This is a genomic window from Paenibacillus pectinilyticus (assembly GCF_001700435.1).
Taxonomy (GTDB): domain Bacteria; phylum Bacillota; class Bacilli; order Paenibacillales; family NBRC-103111; genus Paenibacillus_E; species Paenibacillus_E pectinilyticus.
Genome location: NZ_LYPC01000027.1, coordinates 943,091 through 962,566 on the forward strand (window position 1 = coordinate 943,091; position 19,476 = coordinate 962,566).

Consider the following 19,476-nt stretch of genomic DNA (forward strand, 5'->3'; position numbering starts at 1 on the left):
TATTTACATGACAGAGAATACGGTAAAACCAATTATTGGACTCATAGGAACTGGTGTAATGGGCAAAAGCATGGCAGGCCATTACCTAAAAGCGGGGTATGAAGTTCACGTATATACACGAACCAAAGAAAAAGCGCAGGACTTATTAGACACCGGTGCGAAGTGGCAGGAATCCCCTGGGGCTTTAGCGCAACAGTGCCAAGTGATTATGACCATGGTTGGTTTCCCAAGCGATGTTGAGGAGATTTATTTTGGCGAAAATGGGATTCTGGCGATGGCTCAACCTGGCAGTTATTTAATCGATTTGACTACGTCGAGTCCATCCTTAGCGAAGCGCATCTATGAAGAGGGGCTTACGCGTCAATTATTCGCGCTCGATGCTCCTGTATCAGGCGGTGATATTGGCGCGCGCGAGGCGCGCTTATCCATCATGGTTGGCGGCTCAAGTGAAGTGTTTGAGCGGATGCTGCCCCTTTTCCAATACATGGGTACAAATATTGTGCATCAAGGCGAGGCAGGTGCAGGTCAGCACACCAAGATGTGCAACCAAATCGCTATAGCCAGCAACATGATGGGCGTGGTGGAAGCGCTCGTGTACGCGAAGAAAGCAGGACTTGACCCAACTACAGTGCTAAAAAGTATTGAAACGGGCGCAGCCGGAAGCTGGTCCTTAAGCAATCTTGGTCCTCGGATGATCGCGGATAATTTTGCACCTGGCTTTTATGTGAAGCATTTCATCAAAGATATGAAGATTGCCCTTCAGTCCGCAGATGAAATGGGTGTGGAGCTGCCAGGACTAACCTTAGCCAAATCCCTATACGAACAATTAGCTGCGATGGGCGAAGAGGAAAGTGGTACCCAAGCATTGTATAAATTAATCAATAAGTAGATGTGTTTATGGTTGCCTCGGACCTCACGAATCCGTTCGTGGGTCCGCAAGGCAGCAAGGCGCACATGCGCCGATGCTGGAGGCGATGAGCCATTCGCCGAAGTTGTATGCGCAGCCAGATGTTGTGAATTTTTTTAGCAGACAGATGATAAAACAGAGAAGGAGGATGGGATCATGTCAACGAATAAGCTAGAGGAGCAGCAATCAGATCTTCCTAAATTGTCAAATCCAGCAAAGCGAGCTCTATCAGGAGCAGGGATTGCATGCCTCCATGATTTGACCAAGATCACGGAGCCTGAGCTCAAGAAATTGCATGGTATGGGGCCCAAAGCCATTGAAATGATTCGCCATGAACTGGAAGCGAAAGGATTGTCCTTCGCAACGAATTCATGATCCACGGATTGTGGTCTAAATGAATGACCTCAGTCATAAATAAGGTTATCATTATGAATAAAGGAGTAGGCTCATGCTAGTTGCGACCCAATTCTATGTAGCGACAACAGGGAATGATGCTCACGATGGCAGCAAGGAAGCACCTTTTTTAACGATAACAAAAGCTCAGATGATGGTACGTGCATGCATCCAACAAGGGATGAAGCAAGATATTTATGTGAATGTGTATGGCGGTACCTATTATACTGACGTCACTTGGCAACTCGATGAGCGCGATTCGGGCCGGGATGGGTTTCAAGTTACGTATCGGAACGTCCCAGACGAAGTCGTGCATATTGTTGGTGGTAAACCTGTTACGGACTGGGAGCCTTATCAAGGCGAGATTTGGCGAGCTTACATAGGAACGGGAAGTGTGTTCCATACGTTGTATGCAGATGGTCAACGTGTAGCTAAAGCTAGATTACCAGCAACAGGCTATTATCAAGTTGATGGAGAGTCGGAAGAAGCATCATTCAAGGAAGGCATTTCGTATCGTGAAGATGACATCCCTGAGGGAAGTGATCTCTCCGAGGCTCAAGTTTACATTTGGCCTGGCCGCGGGGAATGGAACTGGTTCTCGGAAGTGCAAGCCATAGCGTCGCATGATGTAGAAGCTAGATATGTGAAATTCCGTCAACCGTCCATATGGGATATTGGTGCCGGCTCACGCTATTTCTTCCAAGGTTCCCTCGACTTTCTACAAGCACCAGGCCAGTTTCACTTGGACCAGCAGGAAGGTTGGCTTTATTATTGGCCCAAGAACAGAATGCCTAACCAACAAGAGATAATTATACCCATGATGACGAGGCTTATTGAACTGAGAGGAAACGATCACGATAAGCCTATTCAGCATCTCAACCTACATGGATTCCAGTTGTCCTGCACGGACTTCTGGGCGGAATATCGGATGATTCAGGAAGATGACGGCTTGAGCAATGTGGAACGCGATGAGCATCGTGAAGGCTTGGTGTATCTCCAACATGCTGCGGATATCACGATTTCGCATTGTGCCATCTTGAATTCAGGCAGCTGCGGCATCTTTTTAGACCAGCATACCCAGCGTATCTGGATACATAGCAATCAGATCCTACATATGGGATATATGGGGATATGTGCTTCCGGCTACTCCCCCCTTCAAGGCTCATTCACTTCGGCGAGCGCTTCCTATACGAACAAAGAGCACAAGATCACGAATAATGTCATTGCGCATGGTGGCGAGTTGATTGGACATGGCTGCGGGATTTTACTGTATCAAAGCGGACATAACGAGATTGCTCATAATCAGATTTCGTATATGCCGCGCTATGGGATATCACTCAAAGGGCTGAGACACAAGGTTATGCCAGATACGTTGTATGGAATCACGGTTACGTGGGATAACCACTGGGAGTTCCTTCATACGAGGGGAAATCGCATTGCCTATAACGATATTTCGAACGTGATGATCGATAGTCAGGATGGCGGTATGATTGAGTCATGGGGTGTGGGGACCTTAAACACCATTCATGGTAACCGCTTACATGACAGCGGTATTCATTTCTCCTTTGGCTTCGGTATTTATTTAGACGATGCCTCGGACTATTTTACAATCACACAGAATGTGTTAACTCATTTATATAGCACGGGGGAAGGCAAGCTCTGGATGCTTATTTTCTCCAAAGGGATTGGAAATCTGATTCAAGGAAATTTAATCGTTGATAATCCGGATGCGATAGCTGCGATCGGCACGCAAGAAATGGCTGGTGAAGAGAATAAGGATGTTCGTGTCATCGGGAATGTCATTTCTAATTCCGGTTATATGTACTATTTCGTTAATTGGCGGGATGATAAGTTCTCCGAGGCGAATTACAATTTGTATTGGCGCGAAGGCCGATTGTGTGAGGTTGCAGGGGAGCTGCCTCTCGCGTCAACTGAGCCAGATTGTTTAGATCGGCATGTGTATGATTGGCAGGCTTGGCGCTCCTTATTGGGAGGGAAGTTTGATGAACATACCCTCGTCGCGGATCCCCAATTGGTTCGTATGGCGGATGGGCGGTATCGTCTTCAACCGGATTCGCCGGCCTATACACTAGGTTGGGTGGATATAGAAGACCGTCTGGCAGGACCACAGTAAAGCGTCGGAATCAAGGGGGGCTTGGTTCATTTGAAAGGATTTGGCTTTTATAAATCCAAGAAATATTTGCAGCGCGTACTGAGCTCCATTATGCTGTCGATGGTGATTGTTCTGTTGGCTTCTTCGTTTGCCAATACGTACCTCTTGGAGAAATCGGTGAAGCGGATTCAAGAGGAATCCAACCTCAAGGTGCTCACGCAGATGCAGTACAATTTTTCGTATATGAATGAGATAATTACGCACTTATCTAATTTTGTCATGAAGGATAATTTATTAATTCCGCTGATGTTTGATGAAAATTTACCGAAAATGGATCTCATTCGCGGGTATCAGCGTATGTCGAGTATTATGGAAAGTTCTTCCTTTTTACACTCGATGGTCGTGTATAATCATTCACAAGGTGAGATTTACGGAACAACGAGTAACTTCCTTCTAGATGGCGGTGTGACGAAGAAGAAAATTCAAAATTGGCTGTTGGATCCTTCACAAAAGCACGAAACTTCAAGATTAATTCCTGTTAGTCTTGAACGTGATGACGGTCAAATTGATACGTTCGCTTTCGTGGTGACCGACTCCTTAAAGCCATTTTCGGCTGGAGAATCGGCCATTATTTTCTATATCAAGTCCGACTGGGTTTTCGATAGCCTGAAGAAGATGAATGATACAGGAAGTCCGTCTCAAGGCGATATTCTTATGGCTGATCCGAAGGGGCACTTATATTCCTCTTTGCTCAACCCGACATATGCGAATGAGCAGACGCAGGCTGCTATCCACAACTATATCACTGCGCATAAGCGTGAAACGAGTGAGCCTTCCGGCTTCGTCATTGGTGATGTGGAAGGCAAGAAGAGCATGATCACCTATTTGGCCAATCCAATTCCGAATTGGACGATTCTCTACCTGCAGTCCTATGACAAGTTAATGCAAGATGTCACCCAAACACGTGTGAAATCTCTTGTGGTCTCTGGCATCATGCTGCTCATCGCGATTGGGATATCGGTCTGGTTATCCTACAAATTGTATCACCCTATTGAAGATATGCTTCATCGTATCCGGTTCCAACACCCGCGCGAGCGGCCTTCCAGAGCTACGGAAGGTGATGAGCTTCATGCGATGAGTGAGAACTATTTGAAATTATCCGATACGTTGCAGGAAATCAGTTCGGAGCACATCGTAAATAAATATTATATTCGAAAGTTTATAACAGACGGTCAACTTTTTTCGCATCAGGATATGATCGCGCTAATTAAGAAACATGAGTTAAACATTGCGTATCCTTCCGAGCTTCTAGTTTGTGTACTACGCTTAGATCATTTCGAGGCGTATAGCAGACAGACCGAAGTGTCTTTGAAAAAAATGCACAGCTTCGCGATCACGAATATTGCGCAGGAAATGATGTCGAAGAGGTATCCATGTGAAGCCGTTGAGGTTTGGGGCGACCATGTGGTACTAATCGTATCCTTGCCAGACGATGCTGCAAACGCACAGGGTGCGGATATTCCTGCCATTATCAGTGACATTCAAAACACCATGCAAGATTTCTATGGACTGAGTCTTTCCTGCGGGATCAGTGACCGTATTTCTCAGGTGACACACCTGTCTTCGGCTTACTCAGAAGCGCTGCAGATCAGTTTATACAAGCTTATTTACGGCTACAAGTCGATCATAACTAGTGAAATGATCCAAGAAAATTCGGCGAATAAACGAGTGTCCATTCCAGAAGTGATCGAGCGTAAACTGTCAGAGAGCTTGAAGAAAGGTTTAATGACGGAGGCGGGGATTGAACTGGAGAAAGCTTTTTCCCTTTTTGCCACCTTCCATTATCATGATATCCATCGCGCTGTGACTAATTTGACTTGGGTTATCAAGTATACGGTCGTTGAAATTATGGAAAATCGTGTGACCAAGATGAGCTTCAATGTCGACTATATCCATCATATTCCCCAGGAGAAGGAGACTTTAGAGGAGATGTACTTGTCTCTGTTGGCCTTGTGTGCTCAGATTTGTGAAGGGCAGAAGCCATCCAATGTGGAACGGAATGACATGATCTTGGAGACGGTCAAAGAATTGATAGGTCAGAAATACGCGGATATCAACCTTAGTCAACAAAGCATTGCCTCAACAGTGAAGCTGTCGTCCGCTTACTTAGGGAAGCTTTTTAAGGATAGCTACCAATTGACCCTCACGGAATATATCAACGAAATCCGCTTAAAGCAGGCGCAGCTGTTACTGGAGAACGGGGATCACACGGTGCTGGATATTATGGAGAAATGCGGATATGCCAATCCAAGCTATTTTTTCAGGTTGTTCAAGGCCAAGTTCGGAAGCACGCCGAAGGAATATCGCATGAAAAAATCAATTTCATAAGCTGTGACATTTGTATGCCAAGCCGCCACTTCGACCACCATTTGGTGAAAGGAGGGCGGTTTTTCTGTCTTTTAGAGGTAAAAAGAGAGTAATTCTAACATTGTACACGTGGATTGTACATGATTTCGCACATCTTACGCTATGTAGACGCAGTGACTTATGGCAAGATACGGTTATGGAGGAGGAGCGCAATGACGAAATCAAAACCTATTAAAAAACGAGGTCTCATGCAGGAGTTCAAACACTTACGAAAGAATCGGGAATTGCTGCTGCTGGCAGCCCCTGGGGTATTGTTTGAACTGGTCATTAAGTACTTACCGATGATCGGTCTAATCTTAGCCTTTAAGTATTTCCGATATGATCAAGGGATTCTGGGGAGCAAGTGGGTTGGTTTCAAAAATTTCGAATTTCTATTTAAATCGCAAGATGCGTTTCGGATTATTCGCAACACGTTATTGTACAACATGTCCTATATCTTCCTTGGGACGCTGACTGCTCTCATTCTAGCGCTTCTATTGAACGAGGTTAGCGGGCGGATGGTGAAGATTTATCAAACGACATTATTTCTTCCCTATTTCATCTCACTTGTTCTTGTTGGATACATTACGTATGCCTTCTTAGAGCACAAAAGTGGGTATCTCAATAGCTTCCTCCAAACCATCGGGCTATCACCACATAAATGGTACTTAGAAACGACACCTTGGATCTTCATTCTGCCCATCGTTGCCGTATGGAAAGGCGTTGGATTCTCCACATTAATTTATTATGCGGGCATGGTTGGGATCAATAGTGATTATTATGAAGCTGCCAAATTAGACGGAGCTTCTCGTCTGCAAATGATCTTCCGTATTACACTGCCTCTCATGAAACCTTTAATTATTATTGTGTTCATTCTAGGTTTGGGAAATATTTTCAGGGGCGATTTCGGACTCCATTACTTCGTACCGAATAATGTGGGAGCTAATCAAGCTACCACGGATGTTATTGATACGTATGTGTATCGCGCACTTGCGAAGCTTGGGGACATTAATTCCGGAGCAGCTGTAGGCTTTCTGCAATCGGTTGTAGGGTTAATTACGATAGTGACAGCCAACTTTGCCGTACGGCGAATTGATAAAGAGAATGCGTTATTTTAAATGGGAAGTGGGAGGAGCCCTATGGAACTTGCCTTAGCCAAACCAGTAAAGCCAGACTCAAATTGGTTGATTCATGTGTTTTTTACGATTGTATGTGTATTCATGATCATTCCTTTTATCCTTGTTATTGCGGTCTCTCTGACGTCCGAACATAGCTTAATTGAATATGGGTATCGCTTTATACCGAAGGAAATTAGCCTGGAAGCGTACCGGATCGTGTTAAAATCGCCAGACATCTGGCTAAGATCCTATGTGGTTACGATCTGTATTACGGTAATAGGAACGGTGCTTTCACTGCTCTTAACTGCTATGACGGCATATCCCATGTCACGTCGAGATTTCCGCTATCATCGTCCTATTACGTTTTATATTGCTTTCACTTTGTTGTTCAATGGGGGCACAATTCCGTTTTACATTCTTATGACCCAATATCTCCATTTGAAAAATTCAGCGCTCGCACTGATCATTCCGTTGTTGATGAATCCATTCAATATCATCATTATGAAAAGTTTTTTTGATAAAATCTCGATGGAAATCATTGAATCTGCCAAAATTGACGGTTCTAGTGAGTTTCGCATATTCTTACGCATTGTCATGCCGCTTTCTACACCAGCGCTTGCGACACTTGGACTTTTCATCTCATTTGCTTACTGGAATGATTGGTTTAATGCACTGCTGTTTATTGATAATGATAAATATGTGCCTTTGCAGCTGCTGCTTGTGCGTATTCTTTCGCAAATTGAGTTTCTAGCGAATTCCCCTTTGGCCGAGGCGGCAAGCAAATTACAATTTGCGAACTTCCCGACCTTATCTGTACGGATGGCGATGGCCATGATTGCAGGGGGGCCGATGATGGTGTTATTTCCATTTTTCCAAAAATACTTTGTCAAAGGCATTACGGTTGGCTCTTTAAAGAGTTAAGTCAAGAACGTATGATGAGAGGAGGTGAGGTGTGCATTGCCCTGATTGTTTCTACGTTAGTTCATAATCAAGTCATGTTCTGATAGTAATAGGGGTAAATATTATGGAGGTGTGAAGGTTGAAAAAAATTAAAAAATCGTACCTGAGCAGTGTAGCCATTATGATTACGAGTCTTACCGTATTAGCAGGTTGTACGTCGGATAAGGCAAGTGAAACAACATCACCGGCGGCAACGACACCTGCAGCATCAACGTCGGCAACGCCAGCTACGCCTGCACCTAGTACATTACCTGAAGTCAAATTGACATTTTATTACCCAAGTAATCCGCCTGGGAAAGATCAAGCTCTCGTCAATGATGAAATCAATAAATATGTGAAAAGTAAAATCAATGCTACGGTCGATTTGAAGCCGCTTTCATTTGATGAATATGATCCGAAATTGAATACAATCATGGCATCAGGCGAAGCCTTCGATGTGGCCTGGGGTTCGAAATATTGGCTGCTTAGCTATCAACCGAACATTGATAAAGGTGCGCTGCTAGAATTAACCGACACGATGATTAACAAATATGCCTCTGAAGCGCGTAAGAATATCCCTGATAAATTCTGGCCGGATATGAAAGCGACCGATGGGAAAGTATACGGCTTCCCTGTATACCAAATTGCTGCCAAAACAAAAAGCCTTGTGATCCAAAAGCAGTACGCAGATAAATACAAACTAGATGTTAATTCGATTAAAACGTACAAAGACCTTGAGCCTTTCTTGAAATCGATCAAAGATAATGAAAAGGATGTTATTCCTTTCGGAATGGCTCAGAACTCATGGGGCCTCTACACAGATCCGAATCTGGTCGCTGCGGATGGCCTTGCTGTCGCCTACAAAAAAGATGATAAAACGTACACGTCCATCACGAAAATTCAACAGCTTCAGAATAAAAAGGACTTCTTCACGACGATGCACAACTGGTCCAAAGCGGGCTATATCAACGAGGATGCTCCTCTTTTGAAAAATATTACTGACCTTAAGAAAAAGGGGAAAGTGGCTGTCAGCCTTGAGTTTACAACCAAACCAGGCGGCGAAGTAGATGAAATGGCTAATAACGGGAACAATGCTGTTATTTACGTGCCGATATCTGATTCATATTTCACTGGGGTTGCGAGTGCGATGCAGGTGATTAGCAAAACCTCCAAAAATCCAGAACGCGCCCTTATGTTTATCAACCTGCTTAACACAGATAAAGTGTTATACAATCTGATTTCCAATGGGATTGAAGGCAAACATTATACGAAGAAAGATGACAAATATATTGAACCGATCAAAGATTCTGGCTATGCACCGAATGTGGACTGGGTTTTCGGTAACCAATTCAACGCGTATTTGAAAGGTGCTCAAACAGCTGATGTATGGGATAAAACGATTAAGCTGAACGAAAGCGCAATGGTTCCAGTTTCTTACGGCTTTGATGTGAATAGAGACTCCATCAAATCTGAGGTAGCTAACGTAACCGCCGTCGATAACGAGTTCCAAGTAGCACTGGAAACGGGTGCGGTCGATCCTGCGGATCAATTGCAGAAGTACATCGACAAGCTGAAAGCAGCGGGTCAAGACAAGATTGATGCGGAAACAACGAAACAGTGGCAGGCGTTTTTGAAGGCAAAGGGCTTGTAAGCATAGGAACATCGAGGCTGTCCCGTGAGGTCGTTGACCTTATGGGGCAGCCTTCATGCGTTCCAATCATATCAGGCCAAGTCCCTGAATATAGTGGAATGAGGGTAAGATGAAATGAGGTGGGTGAATCACGATGAGTACGGATGATAAAAGCAAGCTAACGACAAGCTGGGGAGCACCTGTTGGGGATAACCAAAATTCCCAAACTGCGGGTGCGCGTGGGCCAACTTTGATCCAAGATGTACATTTGTTGGAAAAATTAGCACATTTCAACCGCGAAAGGGTGCCTGAGCGTGTTGTGCATGCCAAGGGCGCTGGCGCACATGGTTATTTCGAAGTGACGCAAGATTTGACAGCGTTTACGAAGGCAAGCTTCCTGTCGGAGGTGGGCAAACAAACGCCGCTATTCGTAAGGTTTTCGACGGTAGCCGGTGAGAACGGCTCGTCAGATACAGTTCGCGATCCGCGCGGCTTTGCGGTGAAATTTTATACCGATGAAGGTAACTATGACCTCGTAGGCAACAATACGCCAGTCTTTTTCATACGCGATGCGATTAAATTCCCGGACTTCATTCACACGCAAAAGCGGCATCCGCAAACACATTTGAAAAATCCAAATGCGGTCTGGGATTTCTGGTCTCTATCTCCGGAGTCGTTGCATCAAGTTACGATCCTGATGTCGGACCGCGGGATTCCTGCAACCCTGCGGCATATGCATGGGTTTGGCTCGCATACGTTCAAATGGGTGAACGCAGAAGGTCAAGCGTCCTGGGTGAAGTATCATTTCAAAACAGAGCAAGGCGTTCAGAATTTGGCTCCGTCTGTCGCAGCACAACTGGCCGCAGATAACCCGGACTATCATACGGAGGATCTGTTCGAGGCGATCAAGAAGGGGGACTTCCCCGCTTGGAAACTGTGTGTGCAGATCATGCCGCTGGAAGACGCGAATACATATCGATTCGATCCGTTCGATGTGACGAAGGTCTGGTCGCAGAAGGACTACCCGTTAATTGAGCTTGGACGCATGGTGCTGAATCGCAACCCGGAGAATTATTTTGCGGAGGTTGAGCAGGCGACCTTCTCACCGGGGACATTCGTGCCTGGGATCGAAGCGTCGCCGGATAAAATGCTGCAAGGCCGCCTATTCGCCTACGGCGATGCGCACCGCTACCGCGTGGGAGCGAACCATCAAGCGTTGCCGATCAATCGGCCGCGAAGTGAAGTCAACACGTATCAGCGCGATGGCCAGATGCGTGCGGATGATAATGGCGGCGGTTCTGTGTATTATGAGCCGAACAGCGCGGGCGGACCTTCAGAGACACCTGCGTATAAACCGGCAGCGTTCGAAGTATCAGGCTCCGCAGACAGTGTAGTCTATGATCATCATGATCATTACACGCAGCCAGGTGATCTTTATCGCCTGCTCAGCGAAGACGAGCGCGAGCGTTTAGTTCAAACGATCGTTGGGGCCATGAAGCCTGTTGAACAGGATGCCATCAAGCTCAGACAGATCGGACACTTCTATAAGGCTGATCCTGAATATGGCACACGTGTTGCGGCAGGACTGGGGCTATCTATTCCTGAATAAATGAAGGACAAAAACAGCTACCTTTTCGAAGCAAAAGGATGGCTGTTTTTGTTTTCCCGCATATACTAGTAGCACATTGGCCTTATCGAAAGAGGTGATCTTGGTGGGAACAAGGCTATTATCGGAACAGCTAGTGAAAGCTCGCTTTCCCCATTTAAGGTACATCCGGATACACACATCAGTGAAATATCGGGCGACGATCTATGCATGGACGGGGGATTTGCAGTTATCCAAGCAAGATCAGCAGCAGGTCGAGAAGTATGCAAACGCTTACTTGTACCCTTATGTCGCTTTCAACGTAAAGGCTTATAACGCAGTCCGTGCAGATAAAGTCCCCTTACTACAGGAGGTACCTGCTGATATTGTTCAAACGGCTCTGCGTTCAAATTTAAATCAATATGGCATTCTTGCCGCGATCAATCGGCAATTTCCTTACGGACGGTTACATTTTAAGCACTATGACGTCATCAATAGTATCATTCATTTTGATTTTGATGCCCTAGAACGGATGGATGAGCAGGAGAAAGGAAAGATGATGCGCTATTTGCGCGAAATGATTCCTCTCGGCTGCTTCTGTGAGGTTCAGTTTCTAGAGGACGATCTTTAACGAATCATTCCATAATCACGTATTTGCGTTTCGACATTCACTTGAATATTTGCATGAGGATAAATATCGTCCCAATGTAATGATTTCCATTTACCATAGCTTACTTGATTTTGGACATAGGTACCTATTCCTAGGTTATCTGCCCCAGTTCGCTGTACAAGTCGAATAATAGCTTCTAATTGTGTTTGGATCGCTTTCGACAAATCTTCATTTAGAGCAAGGCGCTCTTCCTTCTCTGAGAAGGTCTTCATACCCGAATACTCTAGAATAATGCCGTCGAGTTTGACAAGAATGTTGATTTTAAGATGCTCATCATCCTCATTAGCTGAGAGAACTTGTACCATTCGTTTACTATCTATCGCGCTAATTAAAGCAGATTCCTTCTTTCCAGTGGAATGCTCAATGAAATCGATGTGAATTGTCCCGTTATCGGCATTTTTGTGAAGCATTTCGAAAAATACGGCTTGATCGGAAGGAATTTTACCAACGTAACGATCCTTTTTCATTAGGGCAATTCCATCCATCTCTACATCATCCTTTTTAATCATAATCAAAGGGACAACGGGATCAACACTATCATCATAATAGTCACGAACAAAGCTATACAAGGTGATGTTGGGTGCCTCATGCGTTTTAAATTGTTGTTCCAGCATAAGATTGATTTTAGTTCCGATCAAGCCATGTTGTGGATATTTTTTGGTTAGAAGGTCTACGGAATTACCACTCACGATGACGATTTTGAGGCGCTCGCCAACCGCTGAATCTCGTCTATAGGAGTCAAGGAGCCTAAAAATACCTTGCTTCGCTAATTCTTTCCCAATTAACAGGCATCTCAGTTGTCCGATCACCAGAGCTTTGTCACTTTTACGAGTGAAAATAGCACGAGCTTCTTTGGGGGAGGAAGCTGTAGTTTGCACAATTTCGACTGTACGTCCTTGTAGTCCGCCTGCCTTGGGGATTGAAGCGGCTACAGACATTTCGGTTTCGGAAGGGTTGCCTTTACTATCATAAGCTGCATCGATAGCGACAGTGTCGGTCATTCCCACTTTATCAATTTGCTGTTGAACAGAACAACCGGTCAACAGGCACAGTAGAATGAGAAAAGTGCTTTTACGCATAGTTTTCACCTCTATTTTTATTCAATTTTAAACAAATTAATAATAGTATGGGCAAAAAGAAAGCTACGGCCATTTCTCCATAACCTAATCGATTAAGCCACGTCTCATTGCCTTCTAAAGTGATTGGGAATGCAAATAGGGCTACAGCAGCTAGTATGGCTAAGATGAAATAAGGAAGAGTAATTTGTAAAGGCGTTCTTTTGGATTTGGGTAACAGCCATTTCAGTGTTTGGAATGCTGCCCATCCATAGAATGCATTGGTGAGGAGCACACGAAATAGAATGAGATTAAATAAGAAATCATCGATTCTTCTTACAAAAGGCAAATTTAGATAGGACAACATATTAAGCATAGGATATTTCAAATGCTGAAGCTGATGAAGGCTAAAGAACCCGAAGGCGATGAATGAAATCGCGAGGTAAGTTAACGTTGTGATGAGATTTGCAATCTGAAAGGCTCGCATCACATGCGTTTTTTCATTAACATGCGGAAATAACAGTAAGACTAGCTCATAGCCAAGAAAGGCAATATAGATCTCAATCCAGCCGTAAACAGAATGATCGACTTCTTTAAATAAAAAGGTCGTCATACGAGCTAGGCTGAATTCATCGAATGTATAAAACAATAGGAAATAACTCCATAGAAGTAAGAAAAATACGAGTGTGGCGGAGTAGGAGATACTTAGGATTCCTTTGGAAATAAGTAGAAAAATGAGGATTTCAAATAAGAGATATAACACAAATGGGGGGACCGATTGGAGTGAGATCGTAGAGACGATCAGGATATATTCTTTTCCAACCAAGCTGCCCAAAATAGCCCAAAGTAAAACTACAAGGGTGAAAAAGGGAATCAGAATGATCCGAGGTATAGAAGCTCCTGCAATTTCGAAGATAGATTTCCCTTTGCTGGAGCGGTAAACAAGCGAAATGAGAAGGAGATTGGCGGAGGCGACTAGGCAACAAATCAGTAGAGCTGCCCAGCCATTGGTTCCCATGCGTTCAGCCAAAATTCGCGGTAGTGTAAACGCAGTTACGCCAGATTGTGCGTAGACAGCCAAAAAAGTCGTCTGAAAGAAAGGGAGCTTTTTTTGCATGAACGGTTCTCCTTTATTCGTTGGAATTGGAAGGTTTTTTCTTATTTAGCCGCTGCAAAAGATAGACAGGGATCCGGATAACCTGATCCAGCATCCGATAGGGCTTCGTAGGCGAGAAAGGAAGTAGGAAAGGGTGCCCGAGCGTTTGATAGCCGGATAGTTGAATACAGATAAAACCAATGGCAATCATGATCCCGAAATTCCCTAAGAGACCAGCCATGATGATAATGCTGAAGCGCATAAACCGGATGGACGAACTCATGATATAGCTCGGTATGACAAACGAAGCGATTGCTGAAATCGCGACAGAGATAATGAGAATATTACTCGTAACGCCTGCTTGAACAGCGGCTTGCCCGATCACAATCCCGCCAACAGTACCAATCGTTGATCCTATTTTGGATGGTAATCTAGCGCCTGCTTCTCGCAGGAATTCAATGGTCAATTCCATGAGAAGAGCCTCAAACAAAGGTGAAAAGGGTACTTTATCCCGAGACTCCATTAAATTAAGAATAAGTGTCGCTGGAATCATTTCGTAGTGATAAGTAACAAGCGAAACATAGAAAGCTGTGAAGCACAAAGTGATGAATAAAGCGAGTAGCCGCAATAATCGTATTAAAGAAGCAGTAGCCCATGATAAATAATAATCATCGGGTGAAGAGAAAAACTCTATGAAGCCTGTAGGTGCGCTGAAAGCTACTGGACTTCCATCGAGCAGCCCCACCAACTTGCCGTTGATGAGCTTATCAGAAATCAAGTCAGGACGGACGGTTGTTAAGATCTGGGGAAAGATGGTAAACTTGTTGATGCCTAAATATTGGACTAGCGTATTCGTATCGTAGACAGCTGGGATATCCAAATTATCAATCATGTCGCTTAATTGTTGTAGTTGCGATGCGTCAGCAATACCTTCCATATAGAGCAAGGCAAATGGGGTCTTCGTCTTAGTGCCAATCGTAAAGTTGACGACCTTCAGACTGGGATTCTTGATTCGTCTGCGAATGAGAGATAAATTCGTAGCAAGTGACTCATTAAACGAGTCCATGGGCCCATTTATGACACTCTCTGTTTCCGAATTTTGAATAGAGCGGATTTCAGGCGCATAAGCATCGTACAAATAGGCACGGTTGTTATAAAAAACAGCAATTTTTCCACTCAAAATACCGTCAACAATTTCGCTAACATCTAACTTAGGCTTAAAGAATGACCGACTTAAGAGTGCAACATGATTCGGCTCTTTAGCAGTTAGAGGCGCAATAATTTCTCGATCAAGGATATCGGTACCAACGAAATAGTCAAAATAAACAAGATCAAACTGCTGGAGAGGGAAATGTTGATGCGTGAGATCCGCGCAACCTTTAAGCATCTCCAAGGTAGATACAAGTATCCCTTGATTTGTTGTCATTTCTCCGAATCCTTTCTGTCTAAACGCATGCTAATTTGCAGATTTTTTCCAAGCCTTAGTATGCATCTTTTTCCAAACGGCTATTCGAACCCAAACATTGTCCACGTTGAAGTCATTTTGCAGGCATAAGGAGCTCAGATATGTTAAAAAAATCACCTTACTTATTATTAATTCTTGCCACTTGCATTTGGGGTGGTAATTTCGTGGCAGGTAAAGCGCTTGTGCTGCATATTCCGCCTATTACATTGGCTACTTGCCGCTGGGGTATTGCATTCCTATGTTTGGTCCCCCTATTCGGTAAGGTTGCCTGGAAACTCCGTCATGAATTCCTCGCGCACTGGAAAATGGTCGTATTTCTTTCTCTTACCGGCGTTGCGGGATTTAACTCGTTAACGTATGTTGCTGTTCAATTCACCGGTTCCATTAATGCTGCCTTAATGAATGCAGCGACACCTATTTTTGTTGTGTTGATCACCTGGTTTGTGTTAAAGGAGAGGCTTGCTTGGTGGGCCCTGCCTGGTATTGCAGTCTCGATGCTAGGCGTATGTTGGATTATTAGCCAGGGAAATCTACAAGCACTGCTTCGGTTATCTGTAAATAAGGGTGATCTCTTCATGTTGATCGCTATTCTGTGTTGGGCGTTATATTCCGTTGGGATGAAAAAGATGGCAGGCCGTTTTCCCGCCAGTCCCTTTTTGCTAGTGCAAGTAACGGTTGCGCTTGTCGTGTTGATTCCTAGTTCATTGATCGAGTGGTGGGTCAAGGCACCTCAGGTGGTATGGAGCGGGGCGTTAGTAAGCGGGCTTCTGTATGTTGGTATTTTTGCATCGATTGTAGCCTTTCTGAGTTGGAATAAAGCGATTGAACTCGCTGGACCTCAGCGCTGTGCAGGTTTTCTTAACTTTATCCCATTGTTCAGTGCGATCTTTGCTACGACGTTTACAGGCGAATCCTTACAGTTGTATCATTTGCTTGGGGCAGCTTCCATTGTGTTAGGTGTGTACTTGACGAACATGGCGATGAAGAAACAAGTGAAACAAATGCCTATCTTTATTTCAAAATAAATTAAATGGCGTGTTGTTATTAGATGGAAGAGCGTGCCTCAAGGCATATCACCCAGATTATAAGCGGTTTTTCGCGAACATATTAGTATAATTGATTGGACACCTCTCTAACTTTAGTTCAAAATAGAATTAAGTTCAGAGGAGGTCGATCATCATGAGCATGGATACCATTCGTAAACTGTTTCGCATTTTCGGGACTTTTCTTCGCATCAGTCCGCTCACATTCGGCGGAGGGTATGCGATGCTGCCTGCTATTCAACGTGAGGTTGTTGTGGCGAAACACTGGATCACTGACGAGGAAATGGCAGAGGTGGTTGCTGTTTCAGGTGCGGCGCCAGGCGGCGTCGGCGTGAATCTGTCTGCGCTAGTTGGATATCAACTTGCTGGAATTCCAGGAGCCGTCGCAGCTGTTATCGGGATTACATTGCCTACCTTTCTGATCGTGCTTCTGCTGAGCTTGACCTATTCGTGGCTGGAGCATTATCCCAAAATGGAAGCGTTCATGGATGGCATCCATGCAGCGATTGTAGGACTGATAGCGGCTGCAGCGTATAAAATGGCAAAGACGTCAATCTTCGATGGCATGACCTTCCTTACAGCTGTCGGAACTGTCGCGGTAATGATGTATATCACCGTATCACCTGTCTTGTTGATTGCTCTAGGCTTAGTAACGGGCGTCATTGTCGTCTATTTCAAGCAAAAATGGGGCTGGAAAAATCCCCTTTCACATAAAGAAAAAGCAATTTCCGAGAGCTCGGACAACAAGACCGCTGAGTATTATATGGCGGATGGGATATGAGGAATGAGGTGCTCGGATGCTAATCTCGTTATTTCTAACTTTTTTAAAAATCGGTCTTGTTTCTTTCGGCGGCGGTTACGCCATGATTCCCGTCATTCAACGGCAGGTAGAGAAGCCTCAGTGGCTGACATCAGATGAATTTAATCATGTGATTTCACTTGCTGGCACGAGCCCAGGACCGATTGCTACGAATTGTGCCACACTCATTGGTTATGAATCAGCGGGGATTCCAGGTGCCATCATGGCCACATTAGGCATGGTTTTACCCTCATTAATTTTAATCATCACTTTAGCAGCTTTTTTATTTCGGTGGCATTCCAAAACATGGTTCCAATCGTCTTTCTATGGCCTAAAGCCCGTTGTAACGGGATTTATCATCTATGCTGCACTTCATTTTGGCTTATCTTCTTTTGAGAACGTACAGAGGGGTATCACTTGGAGGCAAGTTGCAACGTTACTGATCACCATAGGTGCTTTTCTAGGAATCGTGAAATACAAGCTGCACCCTTTTCTCATTATCGTATTTGCGGGAATGGTGGGGATTGTTTTTTTTCTATAACAAGGTTACAGCAGTTCCAGTGAGCAATCTCATGATTACACCAAACCCCATTCTCTCCACAAGAGAACGGGGTTTTTACAAATTCTCCACCTAATAGGTGATAAATTTTTCTTTTATAGGCAATAAACAACTTTATATTTCTTGAAATTGATATATAATATACAATATATAACTAATAGAACACACTATATAGTCGTAATTAACTGCTTTAGGAGGGAAACATCATCGAGCTAACAGCCCGCCAGTTAGAAATTATTGATCTCGTCGGTAAACATGCGCCAATTGCGGGCGAACGAATCGCTGAACTATTGGGGATTAGTCGACCGACAATACGGTCGGATTTGGCTGTTTTAGTTATGCTAGGACACATTGATGCCAAGCCCAAGGTCGGTTATTTCCTAGGTACGGCCGCTCTCGACACACACACTCCTTTCAAGGGGATCGAAACAAGGAAAGTGAAGGATGTCATGAGCATCCCTGTCGTACTAAGGGAAACCGTTACAGTGAGCGACGCCGTCGTTACTCTTTTTCTCGAAAATGTGGGCAGTCTGATGATCGTCAATATGGAAGGTACGCTTGCTGGGGTCGTCTCACGTAAGGACTTACTGAAGGTGACGCTTGGACATGCAACAGCGACGGCAATGCCGGTTTCGCTTGTCATGACGAGGCAACCGAACATCATTACCGTTCAGCCAGAAGATAGTGTGCTGGACGCAGCACGCAAAATGATTCATCACGAAGTCGACAGTTTACCTGTCATTAAGTCGATCGAAGGCAAGGAAGGCCTTGAAGTGGTCGGCCGAATTACGAAAACAACAATGACCAAATTGCTGCTGGATGTAGCGCTGGGAACGTAAATCAGGGGGAGTTTGCATGGGAGATAAGCTGCATACCATTTTCGTGTGTTCGGATTCGGTAGGAGAAACGGCAAATACAGTAGTTCAAGCCACAATAAGGCAATTTAACGCTAGTCAAGTTCAAGTGAAACGTTATGGTTCCATCCGAACAGAAGATGAAGTGCGCGCCATTGTAGAAGAAGCTTCCCGTGTGAAAGGTTTTATTGCCTACACCCTTGTATTGCCTGAGCTCAGGGAAATGATGCGTCAGGAAGCAATACGAAACAATGTAAATGCGATTGACATTATGGGGCCGATGATGCAAGCGTTCATTGATACCTTTAAGGATTCGCCCAAAAGAAAAGTCGGACTGCTCTATCAATTGGATGAGCAATACTATCAACGAGTTGAAGCGGTGGAATTCACTGTTAAAAGTGATGACGGCAAGGATCCAAGTACCATGAAGCAAGCACACATTGTCCTGATCGGACCATCGCGTACGTCCAAAACACCTCTTAGTATCTACTTAGCCCATAAAGGCTATAAAGTATCGAACTATCCGCTTGTTCCTGAGGTTAAACCACCTGCCATTCTCTATGAGCTTGATCCTAAAAAGCTGGTTGGACTCACGATGAGCGCAGATAAGCTTATTGGTATTCGTACGGAACGGCTGAAAGCCGTGGGGCTTCCTTTTGGAGCAAAATATGCAACACATGAGCGCGTAGAGGAAGAATTAGCTTTTGCCAAGCGGCTGTACAAGGAACTGGGTTGTTCGGTCATTGATGTGAGTGAGAAGGCCATTGAGGAAACAGCGGGTATCATTTTGGCGGAAAGAGCTTAACGCATCAATAATGCATCAGACCTAAATCGAAAGGGTGAA

General features: G+C 44.6%; 17 protein-coding genes. 14 read left to right on the plus strand and 3 right to left on the minus strand.

Annotation, left to right across the window (positions count from 1 at the left end; translation table 11 throughout):
- The first annotated feature begins 7 nt into the window (after nt 1-7).
- From A8709_RS25755 to A8709_RS25795, 9 genes are all read left to right on the plus strand, one after another.
- Nucleotides 8-889 (plus strand): NAD(P)-dependent oxidoreductase, encoded by an 882-nt coding sequence (locus tag A8709_RS25755; RefSeq protein ID WP_065856517.1) that lies wholly within the window; start codon nt 8-10, stop codon nt 887-889.
- Nucleotides 890-1,063: 174 nt separating this feature from the next.
- Entirely contained in the window at nt 1,064-1,282 is a 219-nt protein-coding gene (locus A8709_RS25760; protein ID WP_065856519.1) for a DNA-directed RNA polymerase subunit alpha C-terminal domain-containing protein, read from the plus strand.
- Between the two features lie 73 nt (nt 1,283-1,355).
- Entirely contained in the window at nt 1,356-3,434 is a 2,079-nt protein-coding gene (locus A8709_RS25765; protein ID WP_065856521.1) for a right-handed parallel beta-helix repeat-containing protein, read from the plus strand.
- Nucleotides 3,435-3,455: 21 nt separating this feature from the next.
- Nucleotides 3,456-5,801: an AraC family transcriptional regulator gene (locus A8709_RS25770; RefSeq protein ID WP_141692654.1), complete on the plus strand. Its 2,346-nt coding sequence runs from the start codon at nt 3,456-3,458 to the stop codon at nt 5,799-5,801.
- 191 nt (nt 5,802-5,992) lie between these two features.
- On the plus strand, nt 5,993-6,937 hold the full coding sequence (locus tag A8709_RS25775) for an ABC transporter permease (RefSeq protein WP_065856526.1): 945 nt from the start codon (nt 5,993-5,995) through the stop codon (nt 6,935-6,937).
- 21 nt (nt 6,938-6,958) lie between these two features.
- Complete coding sequence (locus A8709_RS25780; protein ID WP_065856528.1) at nt 6,959-7,858, plus strand: carbohydrate ABC transporter permease; 900 nt, start codon at nt 6,959-6,961, stop codon at nt 7,856-7,858.
- Between the two features lie 118 nt (nt 7,859-7,976).
- Nucleotides 7,977-9,527, plus strand: a complete 1,551-nt coding sequence (locus tag A8709_RS25785; RefSeq protein WP_084225431.1) for a DUF3502 domain-containing protein — start codon at nt 7,977-7,979, stop codon at nt 9,525-9,527.
- A 133-nt stretch (nt 9,528-9,660) separates the two neighbouring features.
- Nucleotides 9,661-11,115: a catalase KatA gene (gene katA, locus A8709_RS25790; RefSeq protein ID WP_065856531.1), complete on the plus strand. Its 1,455-nt coding sequence runs from the start codon at nt 9,661-9,663 to the stop codon at nt 11,113-11,115.
- Nucleotides 11,116-11,218: 103 nt separating this feature from the next.
- A complete protein-coding gene (locus A8709_RS25795) occupies nt 11,219-11,722 on the plus strand; it encodes a hypothetical protein (protein ID WP_084225433.1) in 504 nt (167 codons plus the stop codon).
- Here the strand turns inward: A8709_RS25795 and A8709_RS25800 are convergent.
- The 3 genes from A8709_RS25800 to A8709_RS25810 are packed head-to-tail and all read right to left on the minus strand — an operon-like array spanning nt 11,719 to nt 15,338.
- Nucleotides 11,719-12,840: a Ger(x)C family spore germination protein gene (locus A8709_RS25800; protein ID WP_065856533.1), complete on the minus strand. Its 1,122-nt coding sequence runs from the start codon at nt 12,838-12,840 to the stop codon at nt 11,719-11,721. The two genes, A8709_RS25795 and A8709_RS25800, sit on opposite strands and share 4 nt — an antisense overlap.
- Complete coding sequence (locus A8709_RS25805) at nt 12,833-13,933, minus strand: GerAB/ArcD/ProY family transporter (RefSeq protein ID WP_065856535.1); 1,101 nt, start codon at nt 13,931-13,933, stop codon at nt 12,833-12,835. The genes A8709_RS25800 and A8709_RS25805 overlap by 8 nt, the downstream gene beginning before the upstream one ends.
- A gap of 13 nt (nt 13,934-13,946) precedes the next feature.
- Entirely contained in the window at nt 13,947-15,338 is a 1,392-nt protein-coding gene (locus A8709_RS25810) for a spore germination protein (protein ID WP_065856537.1), read from the minus strand.
- Between the two features lie 140 nt (nt 15,339-15,478).
- Here A8709_RS25810 and A8709_RS25815 point away from each other — a divergent pair, with 140 nt between their 5' ends.
- The 5 genes from A8709_RS25815 (at nt 15,479) to A8709_RS25835 (ending at nt 19,437) form a co-directional block, all read left to right on the plus strand.
- On the plus strand, nt 15,479-16,402 hold the full coding sequence (locus A8709_RS25815; protein WP_065856539.1) for a DMT family transporter: 924 nt from the start codon (nt 15,479-15,481) through the stop codon (nt 16,400-16,402).
- Between the two features lie 154 nt (nt 16,403-16,556).
- The gene (locus A8709_RS25820; RefSeq protein WP_084225435.1) at nt 16,557-17,201 is read left to right on the plus strand and encodes a chromate transporter; all 645 of its coding nucleotides are present in this window, start codon (nt 16,557-16,559) and stop codon (nt 17,199-17,201) included.
- A 16-nt stretch (nt 17,202-17,217) separates the two neighbouring features.
- Nucleotides 17,218-17,760, plus strand: coding sequence for a chromate transporter (locus A8709_RS25825; protein ID WP_065856541.1), 543 nt, complete (start codon nt 17,218-17,220; stop codon nt 17,758-17,760).
- A gap of 221 nt (nt 17,761-17,981) precedes the next feature.
- The gene (locus tag A8709_RS25830) at nt 17,982-18,617 is read left to right on the plus strand and encodes a helix-turn-helix transcriptional regulator (RefSeq protein WP_065856543.1); all 636 of its coding nucleotides are present in this window, start codon (nt 17,982-17,984) and stop codon (nt 18,615-18,617) included.
- A 16-nt stretch (nt 18,618-18,633) separates the two neighbouring features.
- The gene (locus A8709_RS25835; RefSeq protein ID WP_065856545.1) at nt 18,634-19,437 is read left to right on the plus strand and encodes a pyruvate, water dikinase regulatory protein; all 804 of its coding nucleotides are present in this window, start codon (nt 18,634-18,636) and stop codon (nt 19,435-19,437) included.
- Nucleotides 19,438-19,476 lie beyond the last annotated feature (39 nt).